General features: G+C 46.2%; 13 protein-coding genes. 6 read left to right on the top strand and 7 right to left on the bottom strand.

Annotated features, from left to right (window positions below):
- Positions 1-2: 2 nt before the first annotated feature.
- Entirely contained in the window at positions 3-1301 is a 1299-nt protein-coding gene (locus tag JJU34_RS00060) for a dihydrolipoamide acetyltransferase family protein (protein WP_228690256.1), read from the bottom strand.
- A gap of 81 nt (positions 1302-1382) precedes the next feature.
- Positions 1383-2642 (bottom strand): competence/damage-inducible protein A, encoded by a 1260-nt coding sequence (locus JJU34_RS00065; RefSeq protein WP_228690257.1) that lies wholly within the window; start codon positions 2640-2642, stop codon positions 1383-1385.
- A gap of 355 nt (positions 2643-2997) precedes the next feature.
- Here JJU34_RS00065 and JJU34_RS00070 point away from each other — a divergent pair, with 355 nt between their 5' ends.
- The 4 genes from JJU34_RS00070 (at position 2998) to JJU34_RS00085 (ending at position 12406) form a co-directional block, all read left to right on the top strand.
- Positions 2998-3612 carry a class I SAM-dependent methyltransferase gene (locus JJU34_RS00070; RefSeq protein WP_228690258.1) on the top strand — a complete coding sequence of 205 codons (615 nt, stop codon included), beginning with the start codon at positions 2998-3000 and terminating at the stop codon, positions 3610-3612.
- Between the two features lie 54 nt (positions 3613-3666).
- Positions 3667-4740 (top strand): hypothetical protein, encoded by a 1074-nt coding sequence (locus JJU34_RS00075; protein ID WP_228690259.1) that lies wholly within the window; start codon positions 3667-3669, stop codon positions 4738-4740.
- 302 nt (positions 4741-5042) lie between these two features.
- Positions 5043-10085 carry a translocation/assembly module TamB domain-containing protein gene (locus JJU34_RS00080; protein WP_228690260.1) on the top strand — a complete coding sequence of 1681 codons (5043 nt, stop codon included), beginning with the start codon at positions 5043-5045 and terminating at the stop codon, positions 10083-10085.
- A gap of 5 nt (positions 10086-10090) precedes the next feature.
- On the top strand, positions 10091-12406 hold the full coding sequence (locus tag JJU34_RS00085) for a BamA/TamA family outer membrane protein (RefSeq protein WP_228690261.1): 2316 nt from the start codon (positions 10091-10093) through the stop codon (positions 12404-12406).
- On the opposite strand, the gene dinB is transcribed toward JJU34_RS00085, so the two are convergent.
- Positions 12394-13506, bottom strand: coding sequence for a DNA polymerase IV (dinB, locus tag JJU34_RS00090; protein WP_228690262.1), 1113 nt, complete (start codon positions 13504-13506; stop codon positions 12394-12396). The two genes, JJU34_RS00085 and dinB, sit on opposite strands and share 13 nt — an antisense overlap.
- A gap of 175 nt (positions 13507-13681) precedes the next feature.
- Between dinB and JJU34_RS00095 the strand changes: the two genes are divergently transcribed.
- A complete protein-coding gene (locus JJU34_RS00095; RefSeq protein ID WP_228690263.1) occupies positions 13682-14155 on the top strand; it encodes a copper resistance protein NlpE N-terminal domain-containing protein in 474 nt (157 codons plus the stop codon).
- 35 nt (positions 14156-14190) lie between these two features.
- Here JJU34_RS00095 and gdhA read toward each other — a convergent pair whose 3' ends face one another.
- From gdhA to JJU34_RS00110, 3 genes are all read right to left on the bottom strand, one after another.
- On the bottom strand, positions 14191-15540 hold the full coding sequence (gene gdhA / locus JJU34_RS00100) for an NADP-specific glutamate dehydrogenase (RefSeq protein WP_228690264.1): 1350 nt from the start codon (positions 15538-15540) through the stop codon (positions 14191-14193).
- A 125-nt stretch (positions 15541-15665) separates the two neighbouring features.
- Positions 15666-16922 (bottom strand): anthranilate synthase component I family protein, encoded by a 1257-nt coding sequence (locus tag JJU34_RS00105; RefSeq protein ID WP_228690265.1) that lies wholly within the window; start codon positions 16920-16922, stop codon positions 15666-15668.
- A gap of 73 nt (positions 16923-16995) precedes the next feature.
- Positions 16996-17715 carry a YceI family protein gene (locus tag JJU34_RS00110; RefSeq protein WP_228690266.1) on the bottom strand — a complete coding sequence of 240 codons (720 nt, stop codon included), beginning with the start codon at positions 17713-17715 and terminating at the stop codon, positions 16996-16998.
- 147 nt (positions 17716-17862) lie between these two features.
- Between JJU34_RS00110 and JJU34_RS00115 the strand changes: the two genes are divergently transcribed.
- Positions 17863-18375, top strand: coding sequence for a gamma carbonic anhydrase family protein (locus JJU34_RS00115; protein ID WP_228690267.1), 513 nt, complete (start codon positions 17863-17865; stop codon positions 18373-18375).
- A 21-nt stretch (positions 18376-18396) separates the two neighbouring features.
- On the opposite strand, the gene aceK is transcribed toward JJU34_RS00115, so the two are convergent.
- Entirely contained in the window at positions 18397-20133 is a 1737-nt protein-coding gene (gene aceK / locus JJU34_RS00120) for a bifunctional isocitrate dehydrogenase kinase/phosphatase (RefSeq protein WP_228690268.1), read from the bottom strand.
- Positions 20134-20471: the final 338 nt, after the last annotated feature.

Below are 20471 nucleotides of genomic sequence, written 5' to 3' on the forward strand. Positions count from 1 at the left end.
ACCTACCATAGTTTGGTGTCTGCATCGAAGGCCTCTAAATAGTCGGCCACTCTCCGCACAAACATACCTCCCAACGCACCGTCTACCACACGGTGGTCGTAGGAATGTGACATGTACATTTTGTGTCTGATCGCAATGACATCTCCCGTAGGCGTTTCCAGTACGGCCGGTTTTTTGACAATCGTGCCCACTGCCAAAATAGCCACTTGTGGCTGCATAATGATGGGGGTTCCCATGATATTGCCAAAGGGCCCAATATTTGAAAGGGTATAGGTACCCCCCGTAAGGTCTTCTGGATTAAGTTGGTTTTTGCGGCCCCTTAGCGCCAATTCATTGACCTTTTTTGACAGACCGATCAAGTTGTAAGTGTCTGCATTTTTGATTACGGGGACGATCAGGTTTCCGTTTGGTAACGCTACGGCCACACCAATGTTGATGTCTTTTTTCTTGATGATGCGGTCCCGGTCTACGGAGATATTAATCATAGGGAAGTCTTTCAGCGCCTGCGCGATCGCTTGAACAAAGACCGGCGTAAAGGTGATTTTTTCTCCTTCCCGCTGCTGATACTCATCCTTGATCCGGTTTCTCCACAATACCAAATTGGTCAAATCCGCCTCTACAAAAGAAGTCACCGTGGCTGCAATACGCTGTGATTCCAACATGCGCTCAGAGATCATCTTCCGCATGCGGTCCATTTCGATAATCTCATCGTTGCCACTGACGATCGTTCTGGGTGTTTTGAAAGTGGATACTTCAGTGGAGTGTCCGGTATGCAGATCGCGTCGTTTTAGGTAGGCAAACATATCCCCTTTCGTTACCCGACCGTCTTTACCGGTACCCTCAATTAGGACCAATTCGTCGGGACTTATCTGCTCTGCTTTCGCAATAGACCGCACTAAAGGGGAATAAAAACGGGTATCTTCTTGCTGCACTTTTCCCGATGCGCCGGATGCCACCCCACTTACCAGGGTGTCTGTATGTGCCGGTGCGAGCGCCAACAGGTCATTGGCTAAATCGCTGTTTTCTTCTGAGTCAGAAAGGGGATCCCCTTCGGAATCTTCCTGAACTTCAATCAGCGCAATCGCCTGCCCTACTTTTGCTACTTCTCCTTCGTGAAGGAGGATTTTTTTCAAAATACCGGATTTGATCGTCGGTACTTCTGTATCAACCTTATCTGTGGCCACTTCAAGAATAGACTCATCCTCTTCGATGCTGTCTCCTTCCTTTTTGAGCCAGGTAAGGATGGTACCTTCAAAGATGCTTTCACCCATTTTGGGCATTATCATTTCAATTAGAGCCATGATAAGTTGTTTTTGGGTATTCGAGTATCAATTAAAATTAAATTCTAAATTTCTTCTAATTTATCCTGAAAATCAAAATTTTCAGGAAGTTTCTCTCAAAATGCAGGTTCTGAGAAGGTTCAACGCAGAAATGGCTGTAAGGTGTATATTTATCGACCGGTCTTGTGTGAGTTGTAGTAATTTGGTATCAACGCCTCCTTGATAGCTACAGGCTATCCAAACTGTTCCGACTGGCTTATCTGCCGTTCCTCCCGAGGGACCTGCTATTCCGCTGCTGGCTACCCCGTAGTCTGTTTGGAATTTTTCTCTCACGCCCTTGGCCATTTCAATGACTGTTTGCTCGCTTACTGCGCCGTGTGAGGACAGGGTATCGTCGGACACACCTAACAGTGTTTGCTTGTAGGTATTGTGATACGGAATGATGCCTCCTTGAAAATACGCACTCGCACCCGCTACGGAGGTTACCAGGTGCGCAATATAGCCTCCCGAGCAGCTTTCGGCAAAAGCTACCTTTTGGTTTTTTTCGTTCAAAAGGCTCCCTATGGCTTCGTGCATTGGGATATTTCCATAGGCATAGATGTATTTTTCAATCATGGGCTTTAGCAGGTCCAATTGCCGAGCCACGGCCCCCGATGCAGCGCCCATATCGTCTGCAAACGCGGTAAGTCTCAATTTCACTTCTCCAAGTGAGGGCAGGTATGCGAGTTTTACGTTTTCCGGGAGGGCATCTTCCCAATCTTTGATCAGGTCAGAGAGCCAACTTTCTCCAATACCCACGGTCCGGATCAATTGATGGTAAATCACTGGTAGGTCATACAAACTCTTCAATTTAGGAAGTACAAAATCGGTCATGAGTTTTCTCATTTCATGGGGTACTCCAGGCATAGACATCCAAACGCAGCCCTTTTCTTCAAACCACATTCCAGGCGCGGTGCCGACTTCGTTTGGCACGTAGGTACATTTCGTAGGAAGGTGGGCTTGTAGTTTATTGGTCTCGGTCAATTCCCTTCCCCGGCGCTCAAAAAAAACTCTTACAGCGTCCAGCGCTTCTGGAACCAGCTCTAGGGTACAATCAAAGTATGTGGCCAACAATTGCTTTGTGAGATCATCCTGCGTGGGGCCCAGTCCTCCAGTCATCAAGATAATGTCGGCATTTTTTTCTGCCAAAGCAAATGCACTCAGGATAGCTTCTTGGTTGTCGCCTACAGTGGTGCGTCTGACCACCCGAACGCCAATTTGGGTCAGTTCTTGGCTGATCCAATGGCTGTTGGTATCTTGAATTTGCCCGTAGAGTAATTCATCTCCAATGGCAATTATCTCGGCTCGAACCTCCTTTTTCATCTGTCTATAATTGTTTGCTTCAATGGTAGCCTACCTGTTTACGATATCGGTAGGTTTTAGGGTACCCATCTGTGCCATTTTCCGGGCTAATTTAACTAAATTCAACTAGTCAATTTTCCAAAATGCACAGTTTTATCCCAAGCAGCAGAATCCTGACCCCAAATCCCTTGTAAATCAATTGAATCGGTTAGAGGGATACAGTAGCATATTTTGTGGGGAGCGGGCGCGATTCCGGGACCACAAGACCGCACGCTACCGATTGCGATGTAAAATCTCTTAATTCGGTCAACTTCTGCATTATTTTAAAGAAAACCGTGTTTCCTTCCATGTGTACAACGTTTAAAGAAATAATTAAATGAAGCAGTTTTGGGATGAAAGGTATAGCAGTCCGGCATATGCATATGGCACGGAGCCTAATACCTTTTTCAAGCAACAGCTCTCGATGATACCTCCCGGCAAGCTATTGCTTCCCGCAGAGGGAGAGGGCCGCAATGCCGTATTTGCCGCCACGCAGGGCTGGCAGGTGACCGCATTTGATCAGAGCGAAGCAGGTAAGCGGAAGGCCGATCAGTTGGCTAGTGAAAAAGGGGTGAAGTTAGATTATTTGGTGGGGACACTTGATGATTTGGCATTTGAGGTGGAGACCTTTGATGCCATTGGGTTGGTCTATGCACATTTTCCTGCCGAATGGAAGGAAAAATACCATCGGGTGTTTGATACGCTGCTTAAGCCGGGTGGCCTCGTCCTATTTGAAGCTTTCAGTAAAGGTAATCTGGAGTACGTTCGTAGAAATCCCGGAGTTGGAGGGCCCAAGGACCCCGGTCTCTTGTTTTCATTGGAAGAATTGCGTACCTATTTTCCGCATTACGAGTACGATTTACTTGCGGAAGAAGAAGTTTTCCTTCAGGAAGGGTTGTTTCATCGAGGTACGGGGTTGGTGATTCGGATGGTTGCCAGGAAGAAAGCATAAGTTTTCAGTTTTTTTGGTGTATTTTAAGGCTTGACGTAATCAAACTACCTACTGATGCATAAATTACTCACACCATTTCAGATTCGAGTGGACCCCATGTCCAAGTTGCTACTGATCAATTTTGAAAAGGATCCGGACAAAACCTATATCGGTTTCGAGCCTCAGGTCTTTGATGATGAGGTAAACGGAAGGGGGCATTTGGTCATCGGATGGCGGAGGGATGGCAAAGTGGATGTGTTTCATCAGGTATCGCTCTCACCGAATCCGGCAAAATTTGATATAGCAGGAGGTGGTATTTCTACATTGCGGGCGACAGCGTTTCAACAAGCTGACTTTATCATCAGTGATCGAGGAGTTCAGATCGATTACCTATTTACCGATCTAGAGGGTAGAGAGATTTGTTTACGCATAGCCGAATCGCATCCCAAGGCAAGAAAGCCTTTTGATTTATTGGCGCCTATGGGCCTTGCAGCCGAGAAGCCATCTGCACTACCCTTGGTATACCTATTTGACTTCTATTTTGTGCGACGAAAGTACACCGATTTTCACGTATCTATTAATGGTAGGGAGCACGTCCCGGATCTACTACCATTTCCGTTGGACTGCGTGTCGATGTTATTTGCGCGCTATAGTCCACGTCCCCAAGTGGTGATGATCAATCCAGCTTTCTCTGGAACCTTGAGTCTGCTGGATATCAATCAGACGGCAAGAAAGTCATCCAGCAAGGACGAAACCTTTGTCCTTGCGGAGACTCCGGGTGGACTGGGGATAAAGACGATCAAGCATAAGCATTCTCCCTTGCCTCTAGAAATGCAATTCGATCCACCTTTTCCCAATTTGATGGGGTATTTGGAAGAGGTGAGTACCGAAGGCCGGTTTAGGATATGCAGCAAAGCAAGCGCAGGTGAGGTTGGTGGGATTTACACAATAAAAAAGGAGCGGAACAAGTTCAACTTGGTGTTGGAGCCTTCACTGGGTTGGATTCCTAAGCCTGATAGGTGGACGCTTCGTCTTTTATTTGCTCTGGCCAAGCCTTTTAGGCAATGGCCTAAATCCTATCGGTGGGAGGCAGAGGTAATAGAAACCGATGGAGAGTTCTTTATGGACTCCTGTTGGATTCGGATCTAGTACGCGAAAATGTGTATTTTTACCAATCAACCCCACCCCTCGGCGTGGGTGTCGGATAGTAATCAATGAAAAAGAAGGGTTTGGGGTTTGATCGTGGTATTGTTTTTGACTATTCCCATTCCGCCAGCCGCCTTGTACATGGCGCTTGTTGCTGCTGATTGTCTCACTTGAGAATTATCGGGCATTAACATTTTGCCCTTCAAATGGGTAGTAAAAAGGACTAGGTGTCGGTTTCCAAAGCTGGAGTGAAACAATACCTTTTATCGTGCAAGGCACAATGGTACATAAATCGAAATGTTGTTTTGACTGGAGTTAGACGTTTTTTTTCAAAAGTACTAAAAATTCTGGCTTGGCTCGTAGGGGTCCTGCTGCTTCTAGTTATTGCCCTGTTGCTGTTTTTACGCAGTCCGTGGGGCCAGGATATCGTGGTACAAAAGGTGGTAGCTTATGCGTCCGAAAAGACAAATACCAGGATTTCCGTTCAGAGACTTTTTCTTACGTTTCGAGGGGATGTATACTTAGAGGGACTTTATATCGAAGATCAGCAAGGCGATACGCTTGTATATAGTAAATCACTGGAGACAGGGTTGAAAATCAGGCCTTTATTGTCAACTGGCGCCATTCACGTTTCTAGACTGAACTGGGAGGGACTACATGCCCAAGTGGTTAGAGATGAGCAGGGTGTTTTCAATTTTGATTTTCTGCTGGAGGCATTTTCTTCGTCATTTGGCAGCCCAGCGACGCAGCAGGAGACAGCGATCATTTCTGATGCTGAGGCCTCTCCTTTTCCTGATTTAGCCCTTGGGCCGGTTCGATTGTCTGATTTTGTTGTTGGGTACCATGACGCGATACTGGGTACAGAAGTAGACCTGATACTGGGTGCCTTTCGGTTGGATGTGAATTCGGTTGATTTAAACAACATGGAGTTTGATATAGGGGACTTGGTATTGGCTGATTCGGATATTCGGTATTTGCAGCGATTTCCTTTTCCTCCTTCTGAGGATTCCGAAGATGGTACGAGTGATCCGGCGTTGATCTTGGATAACCTCACACTCGATAATATAGCCCTCTCCTACACTTCATTACCCGATGAAGTGGTAGCAAATGTTGTCTTGGGCACATTGAATCTTTCCATTCCAGAGGTAGATACGCGTTCCCGTCAGTTGGTCGTTAAGCAGTTTTTGCTACACAATAGCCAGGTGGACCTGGGTCTTTTGGCAGAGCCTGTAGATCGGGACAGCAGTACCACAGCAGGCTCGGAGGGACCATTTGAATGGCCTGCTTGGCAGGTGGAGGTAGGTACCATTGACTTGGAGGGTAACCGAATGGCGTTTCGAACCTCGGACATTTCTCCCCCAGTGGGTAATTTTGACCCCAACCATGTGGTGGCAGATAGGCTGGCGTTTAAGGCCGACGGTATTTCGCTGGCAAATGAAAAGCTCAAAGCAAACATAACGCAATTTTCCTTTGAGGAACGCTCTGGATTTGTGTTGAAAAATTTCACAATACAAGCAGCAGTTGGCAACGAAGAAACGCGGATCCGCTCTTTTCAATTGGAAACCGGTAATAGTCAATTTGTGGCAGACGTTGATGTGCAGTACCGTGACCTGGACGCGCTCATAGACGGTTTGGTTTGGGAACAAGTGAGCTTGGATGTCTCCACCTTGCGAGTTGGCCTAACGGATGCCTTCTATTTCTCACCTGAATGGAGAAGCAACGATCTGTTTAAACGGGCTAACAAGAAAGAAATTTATGGAGGGATGCGGATTACAGGGACTCCCAATAGGCTTCGGGCGGAGACGGCACTGTCCTGGGGTGGAGGGACTCGTTTTCGCGTGGCAGGGATTCTGGGCAATGTACTGGATCCGGATAATCTCACCTTTGATCTTTCCCCGGTTTCTTTTCGGACTACCCGCACAGACATAAACCTGTTATTGGGCGAGACGCAACCGAATATCAAGATTCCGGAGGAAATCACCTTTCAGACCAGTCTGAGAGGTTCTCTGGATGAACTATCGGCAGAGGCATCTCTGAAAACACCCGATGGAAACGTGGAACTGACGGCATACTTTAAGGACGGAGATATCCCGAGTTACGAAGGAGATGTGTTTTTGGACGGGATAGACTTGGGGGCTATTTTAGACAACCCTCAATTTGGGTCCTTGGGTTATCGTTTGCAGCTGACGGGTAAGGGAATGGAGTTGGATCAATTGGAGCTAACGGTAGGTTCGGAATTTGAGGTGCTGGAAGTTGGGGGCTACGATTACCAAGGGTTGCAGCTGAATGCGAAAATTGCCCAAAAGCAGGGAAATCTATCTCTGGCGTTTAAAGATGAAAATCTGGATGTGGCACTATCCGTAGAGGGTTTATTGGATGAAGAGCACTCCGTAGTGGATTTGTTGCTGGATATAAAGGGGGCAGATTTAAGGGCATTGGAACTGGTTCAGGATGATATGCGGGCAAGGCTAAACTACTCTATTCATTGGGAGGGCAATGTAGATGAGTTTTCACTTGCCACTGAGCTGAAGGAAGGGATTTTGGTCTTTAACGAGCAAAGTTACCCGATCGAAGGGTTTGATCTCTTGGCTTGGGTGGATCCCGATACCACATTTGTTCAGTTGGAGAGCTCACTCTTGCAGGTAGACTTCGCTTCTAATGCTTCTCCTAATCGAACCATGGACGCGATGACTGGCTACTTTGATCGGGTTTTTGCTGATTCTATTGGGATCGGTGTGCCGGATTCCACGATCAATCTGAGGTTTAAAATGGAAGTTGGAAGGTCAAGGATCTTGGAAGAAGTTCTCCTGCCAGGTCTGGAAAATTGGGAGTCTTTGTCGGCGGAGGTAGCGTTTGATCAGCAAACGGGAGATTTTAATGGCTTTCTTTTGTTGCCCGGATTTACGTACTCGGGGATAGAGATAGATAGTTTAGGGCTAGTTGCTGAAGGAAAAGAAGCGTATTTTACGTTTCAGGCAGGATTGGTGGCGTTAAGGTCTGGTGCGCTTGAGATCGGAAGGACTTTTTTTGACGGGGAATGGCAGGATGAGCAGCTGAATTTGGATTTCATCGCCTACGATGGAGAGGATAAGCTAGTGCATGTAGGATGGGACATGCGGTTTGATGGCGATACTATTGGATTGCATATCAATCCGGAGGATTTGATTCTAAACAAGCGACAGTGGGATATTTTACCCGAAAACTCCATTAGATACGGTGGAGGTAGCATCGCAATACAGCAGTTTGAACTTACAAGGGACAATCAGCGCCTGGAACTCTCGAACAGTTTAGAGGATATATCCACCGAACACGTAGGCATTTTATTTAAAGATTTTCGCTTGTCTACCTTCACTAGCTTATTGAATCCAGATGAACTGATCGCTACCGGGTTTGTCAATGGCAGTTTTGTGTTAGAAAACCCCTTTGGAGCTACCGGGATTCTCGCGGCTCTTCGGATCGATGAGCTAAGTGTGTTTAGCACCCCACTTGGGAATCTCGACTTGCAGGCAAAATCCATCGATGAAGGTGCCTATGACTTTGAAATGTCCCTTAAAGGAGGAGGCATAGACTTGGATCTTCTGGGCGATTACGAAGCGGCGGCGGAGGGTGCCGCGCTAAATTTGGAACTCAGCCTAGCAGAGCTTCGGCTAAGTGTTATACAGTCTTTATTTCCGGACCAAATTAGTGGGGCCGAAGGGATGATCGTCGGTAAGGCAACGGTGTCCGGCACGACCTCTGACCCAATGTACGACGGCGAATTTGGGTTTCGGGATGCAGCACTAACCATTACAACGTTAAATGCGGGGTATAGAATTAACAATCAATACCTCAAAATCGACAATGGAGGAGTGTATCTGGACGAGTTTACCATTCGGGACACCAACGACAATACATTTGTTTTGGGGGGTTCCATTCTAACGGAGTCATTGGCCAATCCGGCATTTGACCTTCGCCTTACGGCCGAGAACTTTCAGGTATTAAATTCATCAAGAGCAGATAACGATCTATTTTTCGGAAAGGCCATTATCGATGCCAGTGCAGACATCGGGGGAGATTTATCCCTCCCTACGATTAACGCGAGATTGAACGTACGGAGCGGTACAGACGTTACGTTTATCATTCCAGAGTCTCAGTTAGACGTGATCGAAAGAGATGGGGTGGTTTTGTTTGTCAACAGGCAAGACCCGGATGATATACTAACCCGCCGACAGACCGAAGCTTCCACCACGGGAATCAAGGGGTTTCAAGTGGCGGCCATTTTGGAAGCAGATCCGGATGCGGCATTCCGGATCATCGTAGATGAGCGATCTGGAGACAACCTGCTGGTAGCCGGCAAGGCCAACTTAAACCTAAACGTAGATCCGAATGGCAGAATTAACCTATCGGGCACATATGAGTTGAGCTCAGGACATTACGAAATGAGCCTTTATAATTTGGTAAGCAGAAGGTTTGAGATTGAAGAGGGGAGTTCGATTTCTTGGTCTGGTGATCCCTTGGATGCCAGTTTAAACATGGTCGCGATTTATCGCGTGAGAACCTCTGCCGCTGAGCTTATGGCCGCCCAAACTGCCGGGCTGGGTGCGGATGCGCGGTCACAATACAAGCAAGAACTCCCTTTTTTGGTCTTCTTGAATATTGATGGTGACCTGACTCGATTAGAGCCATCGTTTCGACTGGATATGCCGGAGGAGCAGCGCGGGGCCGCTGGAGGCAACGTGTATGGGCAATTGCAGCTGTTAAACAACCAGGAGGGAGAGTTAAACCGACAGGTTTTTTCATTACTCGTTTTGAATCGGTTTTTTCCAGACCGTGGCGGAGATGGTACCGGAGGAGGAACCTCGGGGTTGGCTCGATCCAGTGTGAGCCAGCTTTTGTCCGGACAATTGAACACGCTGTCTGAAAATGTACTGGGTGATACTGGCTTGGAGTTGGATTTTGATCTAGATAGTTTCACAGACTATCAGAGTGGAGCGGCCCAGGACAGAACGCAGTTAAATGTGAGTGCCCGGTCCCGTTTTATGGATGATCGGCTGATCGTACAGGTGGGCAGTCAAATAGATATTGAAGGTAGTTCCCAAGCCATGGATAGGGGTAATGCCTTATTGGGCAACGTAAGCATTGAATACCTGCTGACCGAAAACGGCCGCTATAGATTAAGAGGATTTAGGAGAAATCAGTTTGAGAGTTTTATAGATGGACAATTGATCGTGACGGGTATTTCTGTCATTTTTAACCGGGAGTTTAATCAATTTGAAGAACTTTGGAAGGGAATAGAGTCGCAGCGGAGGGTACAGTCCGAGGCAGTCAGGAAAGAAGAGGACGAGGAAGCAACGGGAAATTCAAACTAGGAGCCATGAACGCAATAAAATCATTCTTCTTTTCTATACTAGGCCGAGGGTTGGTTTGTGCGCTTTTAGTTTTGTCGGCGTGTAGTGTAAAGAAATTTATCCCCGAAGACGAACATTTGTATACAGGAGCGAAGATCAACGAAGAGTTAGAAACTTCGGTGCGGGATTGGAAATCTGTGAAAGGGGAACTGGAAGGACTGTTAAGGCCAAAGCCTAACGGTAAGTTTTTAGGTATGTACGTTGGGTTATGGGCCCATTACAAAGGCAGCAAGGAGAGACCGGGGTTCATTAACCGGTTTTTGAAGAGAAAATTGGGAGAGGAGCCGGTGTACCTAAGCGATGTCAATATTTCACAGACGGAGCTTTTGCTGAACAATCGGCTGGAAAACAATGGTTTTTTTTACAATCAAGTAGATTCCGACGTCGTTACGCGGGATTGGTGGGCATCAATCCGCTATGAAGTACAGGTTAGGCAACCCTACACCTTGAGGAGCTATGAATATGATCATGATTCTACCCAGTTAGATCGTGCGATTCAGGAGCTGTTGGACGAAACTGGCATCAAGGTGGGCGACCGCTTCCAATTATCTAAGCTACAGGCAGAAAGAGATCGGTTGGACCGAGCGTTAAAGCAGCGGGGGTTTTATAATTTTAATGCAGACTTTCTGCTTTTTGAGGCTGATACGAATCACTATGACAACAAGGGGTTTGACCTTTATTTGCGCACCAAGCAAAGTGCACCCCAGGAAGGACTAATCCCCTATGAAATCGGAGAAATCAAGGTGTTCCCCAATTTTACGCTGGATCAGTCTGACAGCCCAAGCGATACCACGGTGCTGAGAGGGATTTCGTTTATACAGGATGAACCGATATCCTTTAAGCCACATTTGCTGGAGCAATACATTCTATTGAATAGAGGGGAAAGGTATAGTGCGACTAAATCCCGACTGACCAGCAACCGCATTTCCGGGATAGGTAACTACCGGTATGTTAACATTCGGTATTCAGAGCGCGACAGTGTGTCGTCTGAGGGGACCGGTTTCTTGGACGCAAATATTCTGTTGTCACCCCAGAACAAACGATCGCTTCGGGCCGAGATTCAAGGTGTGTCAAAATCGAATAATTTTGCAGGGCCCGCTTTTTTGCTTAGCTACAGAAACCGAAACATCTTTCAAGGAGGAGAGATATTGAATGTGACGGGTAAGGTAGCATATGAAACACAGATTGCCAGTGGCGAGCGCGAGGGGCTTAGTTCATTCGAACTAGGCTTAAAAGGGGAGCTGATTTTTCCACGGGTTGTATTTCCGATTGATATCAAAGAACGATTTGCCTACTCTGTTCCAAAGACTAGGGTAAGTTTGGGTACAGAGTTTCAGGATCGCCGGGGTTTGTACCGCCTCAACTCAGTATCTGCTTCCTACGGCTATTTCTGGAATGCCAATCGGTTTGTGTATCATGAAATAAACCCGATCAATATCAATTTTGTGGGCCTTTCCAATACTACGCCAGAGTTTGAGGAAATCCTAGAGAGCAACCCCTTTTTGCGTTTTAGCTTTCAGCAGCAGTTTATTGCAGGCATAAGCTATGGGTTTTCCTATAGCCAATTGATGGATTCCTTTCGTACCCACAGTATTTTCTTTGGGGCAAACTTGGATTTTGCCGGATTTGGGCTGGACGGGGTCAACCGACTGGTCGGGTCAGAAAACCCAAACCGGTTTTTAGGCTTTGAATATGCCCAATACAACAAGGGCGATGTAGATTTTCGCTACTATTGGAGAGTTTCCCAGGAGAGTAAGTTGGCAGTGCGGATGTTTGGAGGCATAGGAATTCCCTATGGAAATTCGGTTTCGCTGCCGTTTGTGAAGCAGTTTTTCTCCGGTGGGCCGAACAGTGTTCGTGCTTTTCGAATCAGATCCCTAGGTCCCGGTTCCTACAGACCACAGGATTTGGGTATAGGGGGCTTTTTTGATCAGGCCGGCGATATCCGCTTGGAGGCCAACTTGGAGTATCGATTTCCCATAGCTTCGTTTTTTAAGGGAGCTCTCTTTGCAGATGCCGGAAACGTTTGGCTTATGAACGAGAATGAGGCCCTGCCTGGGGGTAAATTCTCGTCTGAGTGGTTTCGGGAATTAGGCGTGGGCGTCGGGGCAGGATTGCGCATTGATGTAGATTTCTTTGTGCTTCGGTTCGACTTCGCTACTCCTATCCGTAGGCCCTATGTGCCTGAGGGAGAGCGTTGGGCTAGGGAGTTTAGGCTAAATGACTCGCGGTGGAGGCGGGAAAACCTCATATTCAATTTTGCTATCGGTTACCCGTTTTGATCCTCGGGGTGGTTAAAAAGTCCTTCAATTCGTAGCTGCCGACCCATTTTCTCTTCATCGATCTCGAGGTTTGACACACCTAATCCCAGGAGTCGTACGGGCATCTTGAGAGATTCCTGATGGAGTAATTCCTCGGAAAAAAGCAGGATCTCGGAGGTTAGCAGGTACCGAGGTAGGCTCTTACTTCTCGTTTGCTGACTAAAATCTTTATATTTTAATTTCAGGGTGACGGTTCTGCCCCGTAGTTGGTTTTTTTTCATCCGGAAAAGTAGCTCCCCGGCGAGCTTTAGGCGCGCGGCTTCTAATTCTTCCGGTAGAAATAGGTCTTTTTCGAAAGTGTTTTCCACGCTGATGGATTTTCGGTCTCGATGTGGATTGACCGGGCTGAGATGGATTCCCCGCACGATTTCATAGTAATGAAGTCCCGATTTACCAAATCTACGGGTAAGGAAGTCGAGTGAATACTGCTTCAAATCCGAGCCTTGGTGAATACCGAGATTCTTCATCTTTTCCGCCGTCACCTTTCCAATTCCATAAAAACGCTCTATGGGAAGCTTCTCCAAAAATTCCATGGCACGAGCTGGAGTGATTACAGCTTGTCCATTGGGTTTGTTTAGGTCAGATGCCACCTTGGCCAGAAACTTATTGTACGAAATCCCGGCAGAAGCATTGAGACCAATCTCCTCTTTGATTCTTTTGCGTATTTCTTTAGCTATTAGCGTAGCAGAAGGGTTGCTGAGTTTGTTTTCTGTCACATCCAGGAATGCCTCATCCAGCGATAGTGGTTCTACCAAGTCGGTGTACTCAAAAAAGATTTCTCGGATTTGGTAAGAAAGTTCTTTGTATCGCTCGAATCGCGGCTTTACGAAAATCAACTTTGGGCATCGGAGCAAGGCAATCTTGGAAGGCATGGCGGATTTCACACCGTACTTTCTGGCTTCGTAGGATGCCGCAGCCACCACACCTCGCTCCCGATTGCCACCCACGGCTACCGGCTTACCCTGCAACTCAGGATTGTCCAGTTGTTCTACCGATGCATAAAATGCATCCATGTCCACATGAATGATTTTCCGTGTTGCTTCCACGATTGAGCCGGCCATTATTTCGGGAAGTTACATGCATCTTTTCAGATAAAAAAGCGCTCTTTCTCCCAAGTATGCCATCATTCGGACAGGCATTTCCTAGTACAAAGCTACCTCTGCTCACCGTGGCACAACTATTGTTTTTTTAACTGGTGTATTCATTAAATGTTAAACTAAACCAAAATTTACTGATATGAAACGGATAGTGTTTGTTATAGGTATTGTAGGGATATTGTACAGTTGTGGCAATTCCGAGCGTTCTGGTAATGCCCTGGAGAGAGCGGAGGAAGCTGTAGTGGAAAAAATCGCTCCGAAGTGGGTGGTATATGAGGGGACAGTACCCTGCATAGACTGTGAGGCAATACATATGGAGCTTTGGCTCGAACGGGATGAAACCGAGGTCACGCCTGATTACCGGATGATCATGAACTATGAAAATACTCCAGTAGGTGATAAGGAAGAGGAGGTGACGGGCAATTATACCATCGTATCGGGCTACGCGCAGGATAGAGACGCAGTGGTGTACCAGCTAAATCCAGGAACAAATGAACCCCGACACTTTGTTCTGAACGAAGACCGTTCGATTACGATGCTTGGGGAAAATATGCAACGATTAGAGGAAGAAGATGACCTGGGCTATCGACTTGAGCGAAAGGAATCAGAATAAAAAAGCGGGATTTTCCCGCTTTTTTTATTCATTGGTTACCAGCTTCCTTGTGCTACCATCGCCTTTGCTACCCGCTCAAACCCAGCAATATTTGCGGCATTTAAGTAGTCCTGTTCATCCAGCGAATACTTTTTCATGGTATCTTGGCAATTTTCATGAATACCCTGCATGATTACCCGCAGTTCGGTTTCCATTCTAGTCCTAGACCAATACCTGCCCAGCCGATTTTGTGTCATCTCCAGTCCAGAAATGGCCACACCGCCCGCATTGGCAGCTTTACCCGGAGCATAGATGATGTTGGAGTTTTGTACAGCCTTGATTGCGGCATCAGTGAGCGGCATATTTGCGCCTTCAGCAATCAGAATCGCTCCATTTTTGCTCAGGTCTTTCACATCCTTTTCATCCAGCTCGTTCTGTGTAGCGCAAGGGAAAGCGCAATCTGCTGGAATAGACCAAAGAGTTTTTTCTGATCCCTCGTAGTATTTTGCTGACTTAAACTTTTCAGCGTATCCTGCAATACTCTCCCTTTTTTCATTCTTCAATTCTTTGAGGAATGCAAGTTTCTTTTCGTCCACGCCTTCTTCGTCGTGTATAAAGCCGGTAGAGTCGGAAAAAGCAACCACTTTGGCTTTATCCTGAAGCAATTTTTCAATGGCAAATTGCGATACGTTACCGGACCCAGATACCAGGCATACCTTATCTTCCAGACTCTTTCCGACCTCAGCTAGCATGTATTCTGCAAAGTGAACCAAACCATACCCGGTGGCTTCGGGGCGCAGAAACGATCCGCCCCAAAGGGGACCTTTTCCGGTGATGCTTCCTTGGAATTCATTTTTGATTTTCTTGAAGGCTCCGAAAAGGTATCCGATCTCTTTTTCTCCTACCCCGATATCACCGGCAGGAATATCTGTGAAATGACCGATGTGGCGGTAGGCCTCAAGCATCCAAGCTTGGCAGAATCGCATGATCTCCCGATCCGACTTATGCTTGGGATTAAAGTCAGCTCCCCCTTTTCCGGCACCCAGCGGTAACCCGGTGAGCGCGTTTTTGAAGGTTTGCTCAAATGCTAAAAATTTAAGTATACTCAAGTTAAGGCTTGGATGAAAGCGCAGCCCGCCTTTGTAAGGTCCCATCGCTCCGTTCATCTGTACCCGGTAACCTCTGTTTACCTGAATCTGATTCTTGTCGTCCGTCCAGCATACCCGAAACGTGATGATTCGCTCAGGTTCAGCCATCCGCTCAAATACCTTCTCTTCTAGGTATTTTTCGTTTTTGGATAATATGGGTTCAATACTTTCAAAAACCTCCAAAACGGCTTGGTGAAATTCCGGTTCACCCGGGTTTCTGTCCTTAATGGAAGCCAAAACGTAGTCTATTTTCGACATGTATGCAGGGATTATGGGTTGTGATAAAGAATAATTACTCCAAGATATTCATCAGGCCGTTCGTTAGGACGAGATTGCACACTTGGTGTTTTTGCTTGAGGCGGTAAATATAACCAAGATTGTAGTTATCGATTCAAAAACGCCTCAAAAATTGCCTGTGATTTTAGCAGACACTCTTCGAATTCGCTGTCAGGATCCGCATCAATGGTAATGGCACTACCGACGGCAAAATAAAATTTTCCATACGTTGCTTCAAGTATTACGCTCCGGATAATGACATTCCAGTCAAAATCCCCTGTATCCTCGATGTATCCCATGCTCCCAGAAAACCAGCCACGTCTGAAATCCTCGTACTGATCGATCAGCTCCATCGATTTGATTTTTGGGGCACCGGTCATGCTGCCCATGGGAAATGTTTTTTCAATAATCCGGCTAAACGTTAAGTTGTCTTTAAGTAGGCAACTTACCGTAGAAATCATTTGGGAGATTTTTTTAAATCGGTAAATTCCAAACAATTCATCTACTCCAACGCTGCCGATTTGGGCCACTCGGGACAGGTCATTTCTCGTCAAGTCCACGATCATAAGGTTTTCTGCCTGCTCTTTTTCGCTATGCCGAAGTTTTGCAGCTAACTCATCATCTTCTAGTTCCGTGTTTCCCCGTCTGGTACTGCCTTTTATAGGTTGGGCTAGTAGTTTATTACCTTGCTTTTTCAGAAACCGCTCGGGAGATGTGCTCACCACGTAATTTTCATTGACGGCAAACAGGCCGCTAAATGGCATGGGCGAACAGGCATTTAGTTTGAAGTAAAGCTGAATGGGGTCTATGTTAGGCAAAATTCCCTCATAGGCCATGCAATAATTCATCTCGTAGATATCGCCTTCACGTATATGCTCCTGTATCTTGTGGAAATTCTCAAAGTAGGTCTCTTTGGAGGTAAGCGGACGGATGGTCGGCAAAGCCCCCAAATCCGAATGTGCTGGGATTGGAAAGCTGTTGATCTGCTCCACTAGGGCAGCAGCATCGGGGTGGTGGATGATCGCCTCCAAATCAGTAAACTCGACCCGGAAGACCGCTCGAAAAAAGAACAAGTCTGGACACGAAACCAAAGAAGAATTTTGGCTCTGCAGGTTTTCGTACTGGTTTTTTTGCTCGTAGCTGATGATACCCGCCAGCCAATTGCCGGCATGATCTTCGGTGTTTTCTAGTTCAATGGATTCATTGCCCGCCAGCAATAAGTGACTAAATCCTTTTTCAGGATATGGGATACTGTTTGAATGAAAGTAGCCGAAGTAGGGGTAGTTTTTTTGCGTCCAATATAGCAGGCGCATGAGCCACATTTGGTCCCACTGTACCCGAATACGATCTTCTCCGATGTTCATGGGACGAAATTACATAAAAGAATAAAAAAAGGGCTAACGAAACCGTTAGCCCTTTCTATAGAGAGCAATCAAATTAATTTGCCTTGATTTCAAAATCAACGCTTACGGTGTTATATATAAATTGGTCTTTAGCTTTGTCTACCGCATTGGCTTCATTGCCATAAGAAAGTCCCCACTCCGTACGATCGATGTTAAATCCGGCTTTAGCATTTACAGCTCCGTTATTCACAGAAATGCTAGCAGGGAACTTGATGTTTTTGGTAGTTCCTCTCATGGTGAGGTTTCCACTTACCCAATGGGTTGGGCTAGAGGGAGCGATTTCAGATGCACTTTTTGGTGTGTTGTCTGTTTCAAACTCAGACTTGTCCTCGATACTTCCAGCGCTGAAGGGTTCTACTGCTGTGATTTCAAAGGTGGCCTGTGGATGACTGCCTGCATCAAAGAAGTCATCCGACTGCAAGTGGCCCCATAACTTACCGTGGTTTTCAGACCCTTCCTCCAAATCATGGATTTCCAACTTGGTAATGTCAAAGGTGAAATTTCCAGCCGTAACGGTATTTCCGTCTACTTTAAGGTCACCTGCTACGATAGGGATGATACCGAAGTGCTGTCCGGCAGGCTTATAACCTCTCCAGTTGACTTTGCTGGCATTTGTGTCTAATGAAAGAGAGCTACCGCTACCGGCTGCAACCTCAGCTGCTTCCCGCGTCTCAACTGTATCGGAGCTTTTGCCACACGAAAAAGCAATAAACGCCACTGCGATTAGATAAGTGGAAATTTTAAATAGTTTCATAATTAATGGATAGTTTAATTTTGGTTCAGTATTCAATGTATATACACACAAACTATTATTTGGCAAAAAGGTTCACAATACCCGAAAAAAAATTAGATTTGATTTGAGCGATTGGCTCGCAAATAGTTTGAACATATAGACGTAAGCATGGCACTTATCAAAAAAGTAAACGGAAAGTCACCTGAATGGGAGGGTGATTGTTTTATCGCAGAGAATGCAACCATTGTGGGTGATGTAAAAATGGGTAGTCGGTGTACAGTGTGGTTCAATGCCATCATACGGGGGGATGTTCATGAGATCCGAATAGGAAATCAAACAAATATTCAAGACGGCGTCGTCATCCACTGTACCTATCAAAAAGCCGGGACCTATATCGGCAGCAATGTTTCAATTGCCCACAAGGCCATTGTCCACGGTTGCACGGTACACGATAATGTGTTGATTGGCATGGGAGCCATTATCATGGACCATGCGGTGATACATGAGGGGTCCGTGATTGCAGCGGGGGCGGTAGTTCTAGCGGGTACCGTAGTGGAACCAAATAGCATCTATGCGGGCATCCCCGCCAAAAAGGTGAAAGAGACCGGCGATTTTATGAAAAGTGAAATACAACGCATCGCGGGAAATTATCCCATGTACGCTGACTGGTACGAAACCTGACACCTCACTTGTCATTTCTGACTAGACCATTTCATTGGGACGGAACCGGATACTTTCCGGATAGGGAAAGGCATGGATCAGCTCGCCCTGTTTTAGGGTATTTTGGATTTTTTGCCAATGCTCTGGATCAAACATGTTCTCGTGAAACTGGAAAAAGTATTCCCGTACATCCGGACGCCCAATCATGAAACGCTTGAAATCCTCGGGAAAGACGTCATTGGGTGCGATATCGTACCAAGGTTCAGAAGCGTAGATTTGCTCGAAGGATTCAGGTTTGGGCTTTTTCCGGAAATTCATGTCTTTGAGAAATTCGATCTCATCGTAATCGTAGAAAACAACTCGTTTTTGACGGGTTACGCCAAAGTTTTTTATCATCATGTCACCGGGAAAAATATTCGCTTGGGCCAATTGTAGAATGGAGTTACCGTATTCTTCCACCACTTGTTTTGCGTCCTCTAGGCTACAGGAATCCAAAAACAGGTTCAGCGGTTCCATTCGCCGTTCGGTGTACATATGCTTAATGATGAGTGAATCGCCCTTGATTTCAAGGAGGGAATTGGCTGTATTCTTCAATTCCTTAAGTAGTTCGGGGTGGATGCGGTTTAAGGGGATGTGGAAGTTTTCAAATTCATGGGTATCCGCCATTCTGCCGACCCGGTCGTGCAAAGATACTAGCTTGTATTTCTCCCGGACTTGGAGACGGGTCATGTTCTTGGGCGGATCAAAGTGGTCTTTGATAAGCTTAAAGACAATGTTGTACGATGGTAAGGTGAATACCGTCATCACCATGCCCTTTATCCCTGGAGCGAGCACAAACTGGTCGTTGCTGTGTGCCAGATGGTCCAGGAAATCTCGGTAAAATTCCGTCTTTCCATGTTTATTAAAGCCTATGGCGTTATAGAGTTCGTGGACTTTTTTATTCTTAATTACCGAAGTCAAGAAAGTAATCACTTGAGCGGGAATCTCGATCTCAGCCATGAAATAGGACCGGGTATAGCTGAATATTCCGCTCATGATATTTGGATTAAATATCAGGGTGTCAACGAATACACCTTTTTCATTATGGACAAACGGAATTAGAAAAGGCATCCACTTGCCACCTATGTGGGTTCTTCCGATCAGGTAGGCAGCTTTATTTCGGAAAAAAACATTCTTCAACACCTGGATCTTGGTTTCCTGAGAGGGAGCGTATCTGGTGAGAATTACTTCCTTCACACCATTCACCAAGAATCCGATATCCTCTTCCTTATTATAGTAAGGTACACCAAAATCAAAATCATCCAGCATTTTTCTAAAAATACGGGGCAGCTCCCAGTGCCCTGGATAGGTATGAAAAAGTGATTCGTCAGGTTCTGTGGGTTTCCGTATGCGGCCCGGCAACACAAACATCGTGTCGTTGTCAACAGACAGTCCGGGAAATACCTTCCGAATCACCGAGTTGAAAAAGGATTCTGCCAGTTCTTCGTCCGGTCTGTTTGCAATGGCCTCACTGTAACGGTTTTTGACACTTTCCCATAGCGCTTTGTCTCCACACCGATTCCCTAGCAACTGCTTACAGTTTTGGATATTTAGCCGTAGCAAATCTTTGTAAAGTCTCAGTCTTTTTTTGTGATTTTGCTGAAGTTCGTTCCAATTCCGTTGGCGGAAGTTAAGAGGGGCAAGGCGAGAAAACTCATTGAATCGCTTGATATATGACTCATAGCCCGTCAGGATTTCCGCAATAATATTGGCTGTTAATTCGCTGTCAGACTCCTTCATTGAGATAGGGTGAGGGTTTGGAGGGTGGAAATAGGAATAGGAAAACCGTTCGTGTATAAATTGATTTTTCCTCAAATTTGTTTTTTTGCAGAAATAGAATTTATGCTTAACTTTCAAGCAAGTTTATTCATATTTTGAATAAAACCCAATAGGTTTAATAGGTTTGATAAGTGAAAAAGGTCTGGACATTGTTCAGACCTTTTTTTAGTGTGCCGTGCATGGTAACTAACTAGGTGGTGAAAGTCCACTGTGGGGGTTTGTAATCGCCAACCACTAGCCAATAGCAAGGGTGTCCATCGTGAGGTGGAATCTGAAGGAAGCAGGCGGCAAAACTCTGC

The sequence above is a fragment of the Lunatimonas sp. genome (assembly GCF_020832325.1).
Classification (GTDB): domain Bacteria; phylum Bacteroidota; class Bacteroidia; order Cytophagales; family Cyclobacteriaceae; genus Lunatimonas.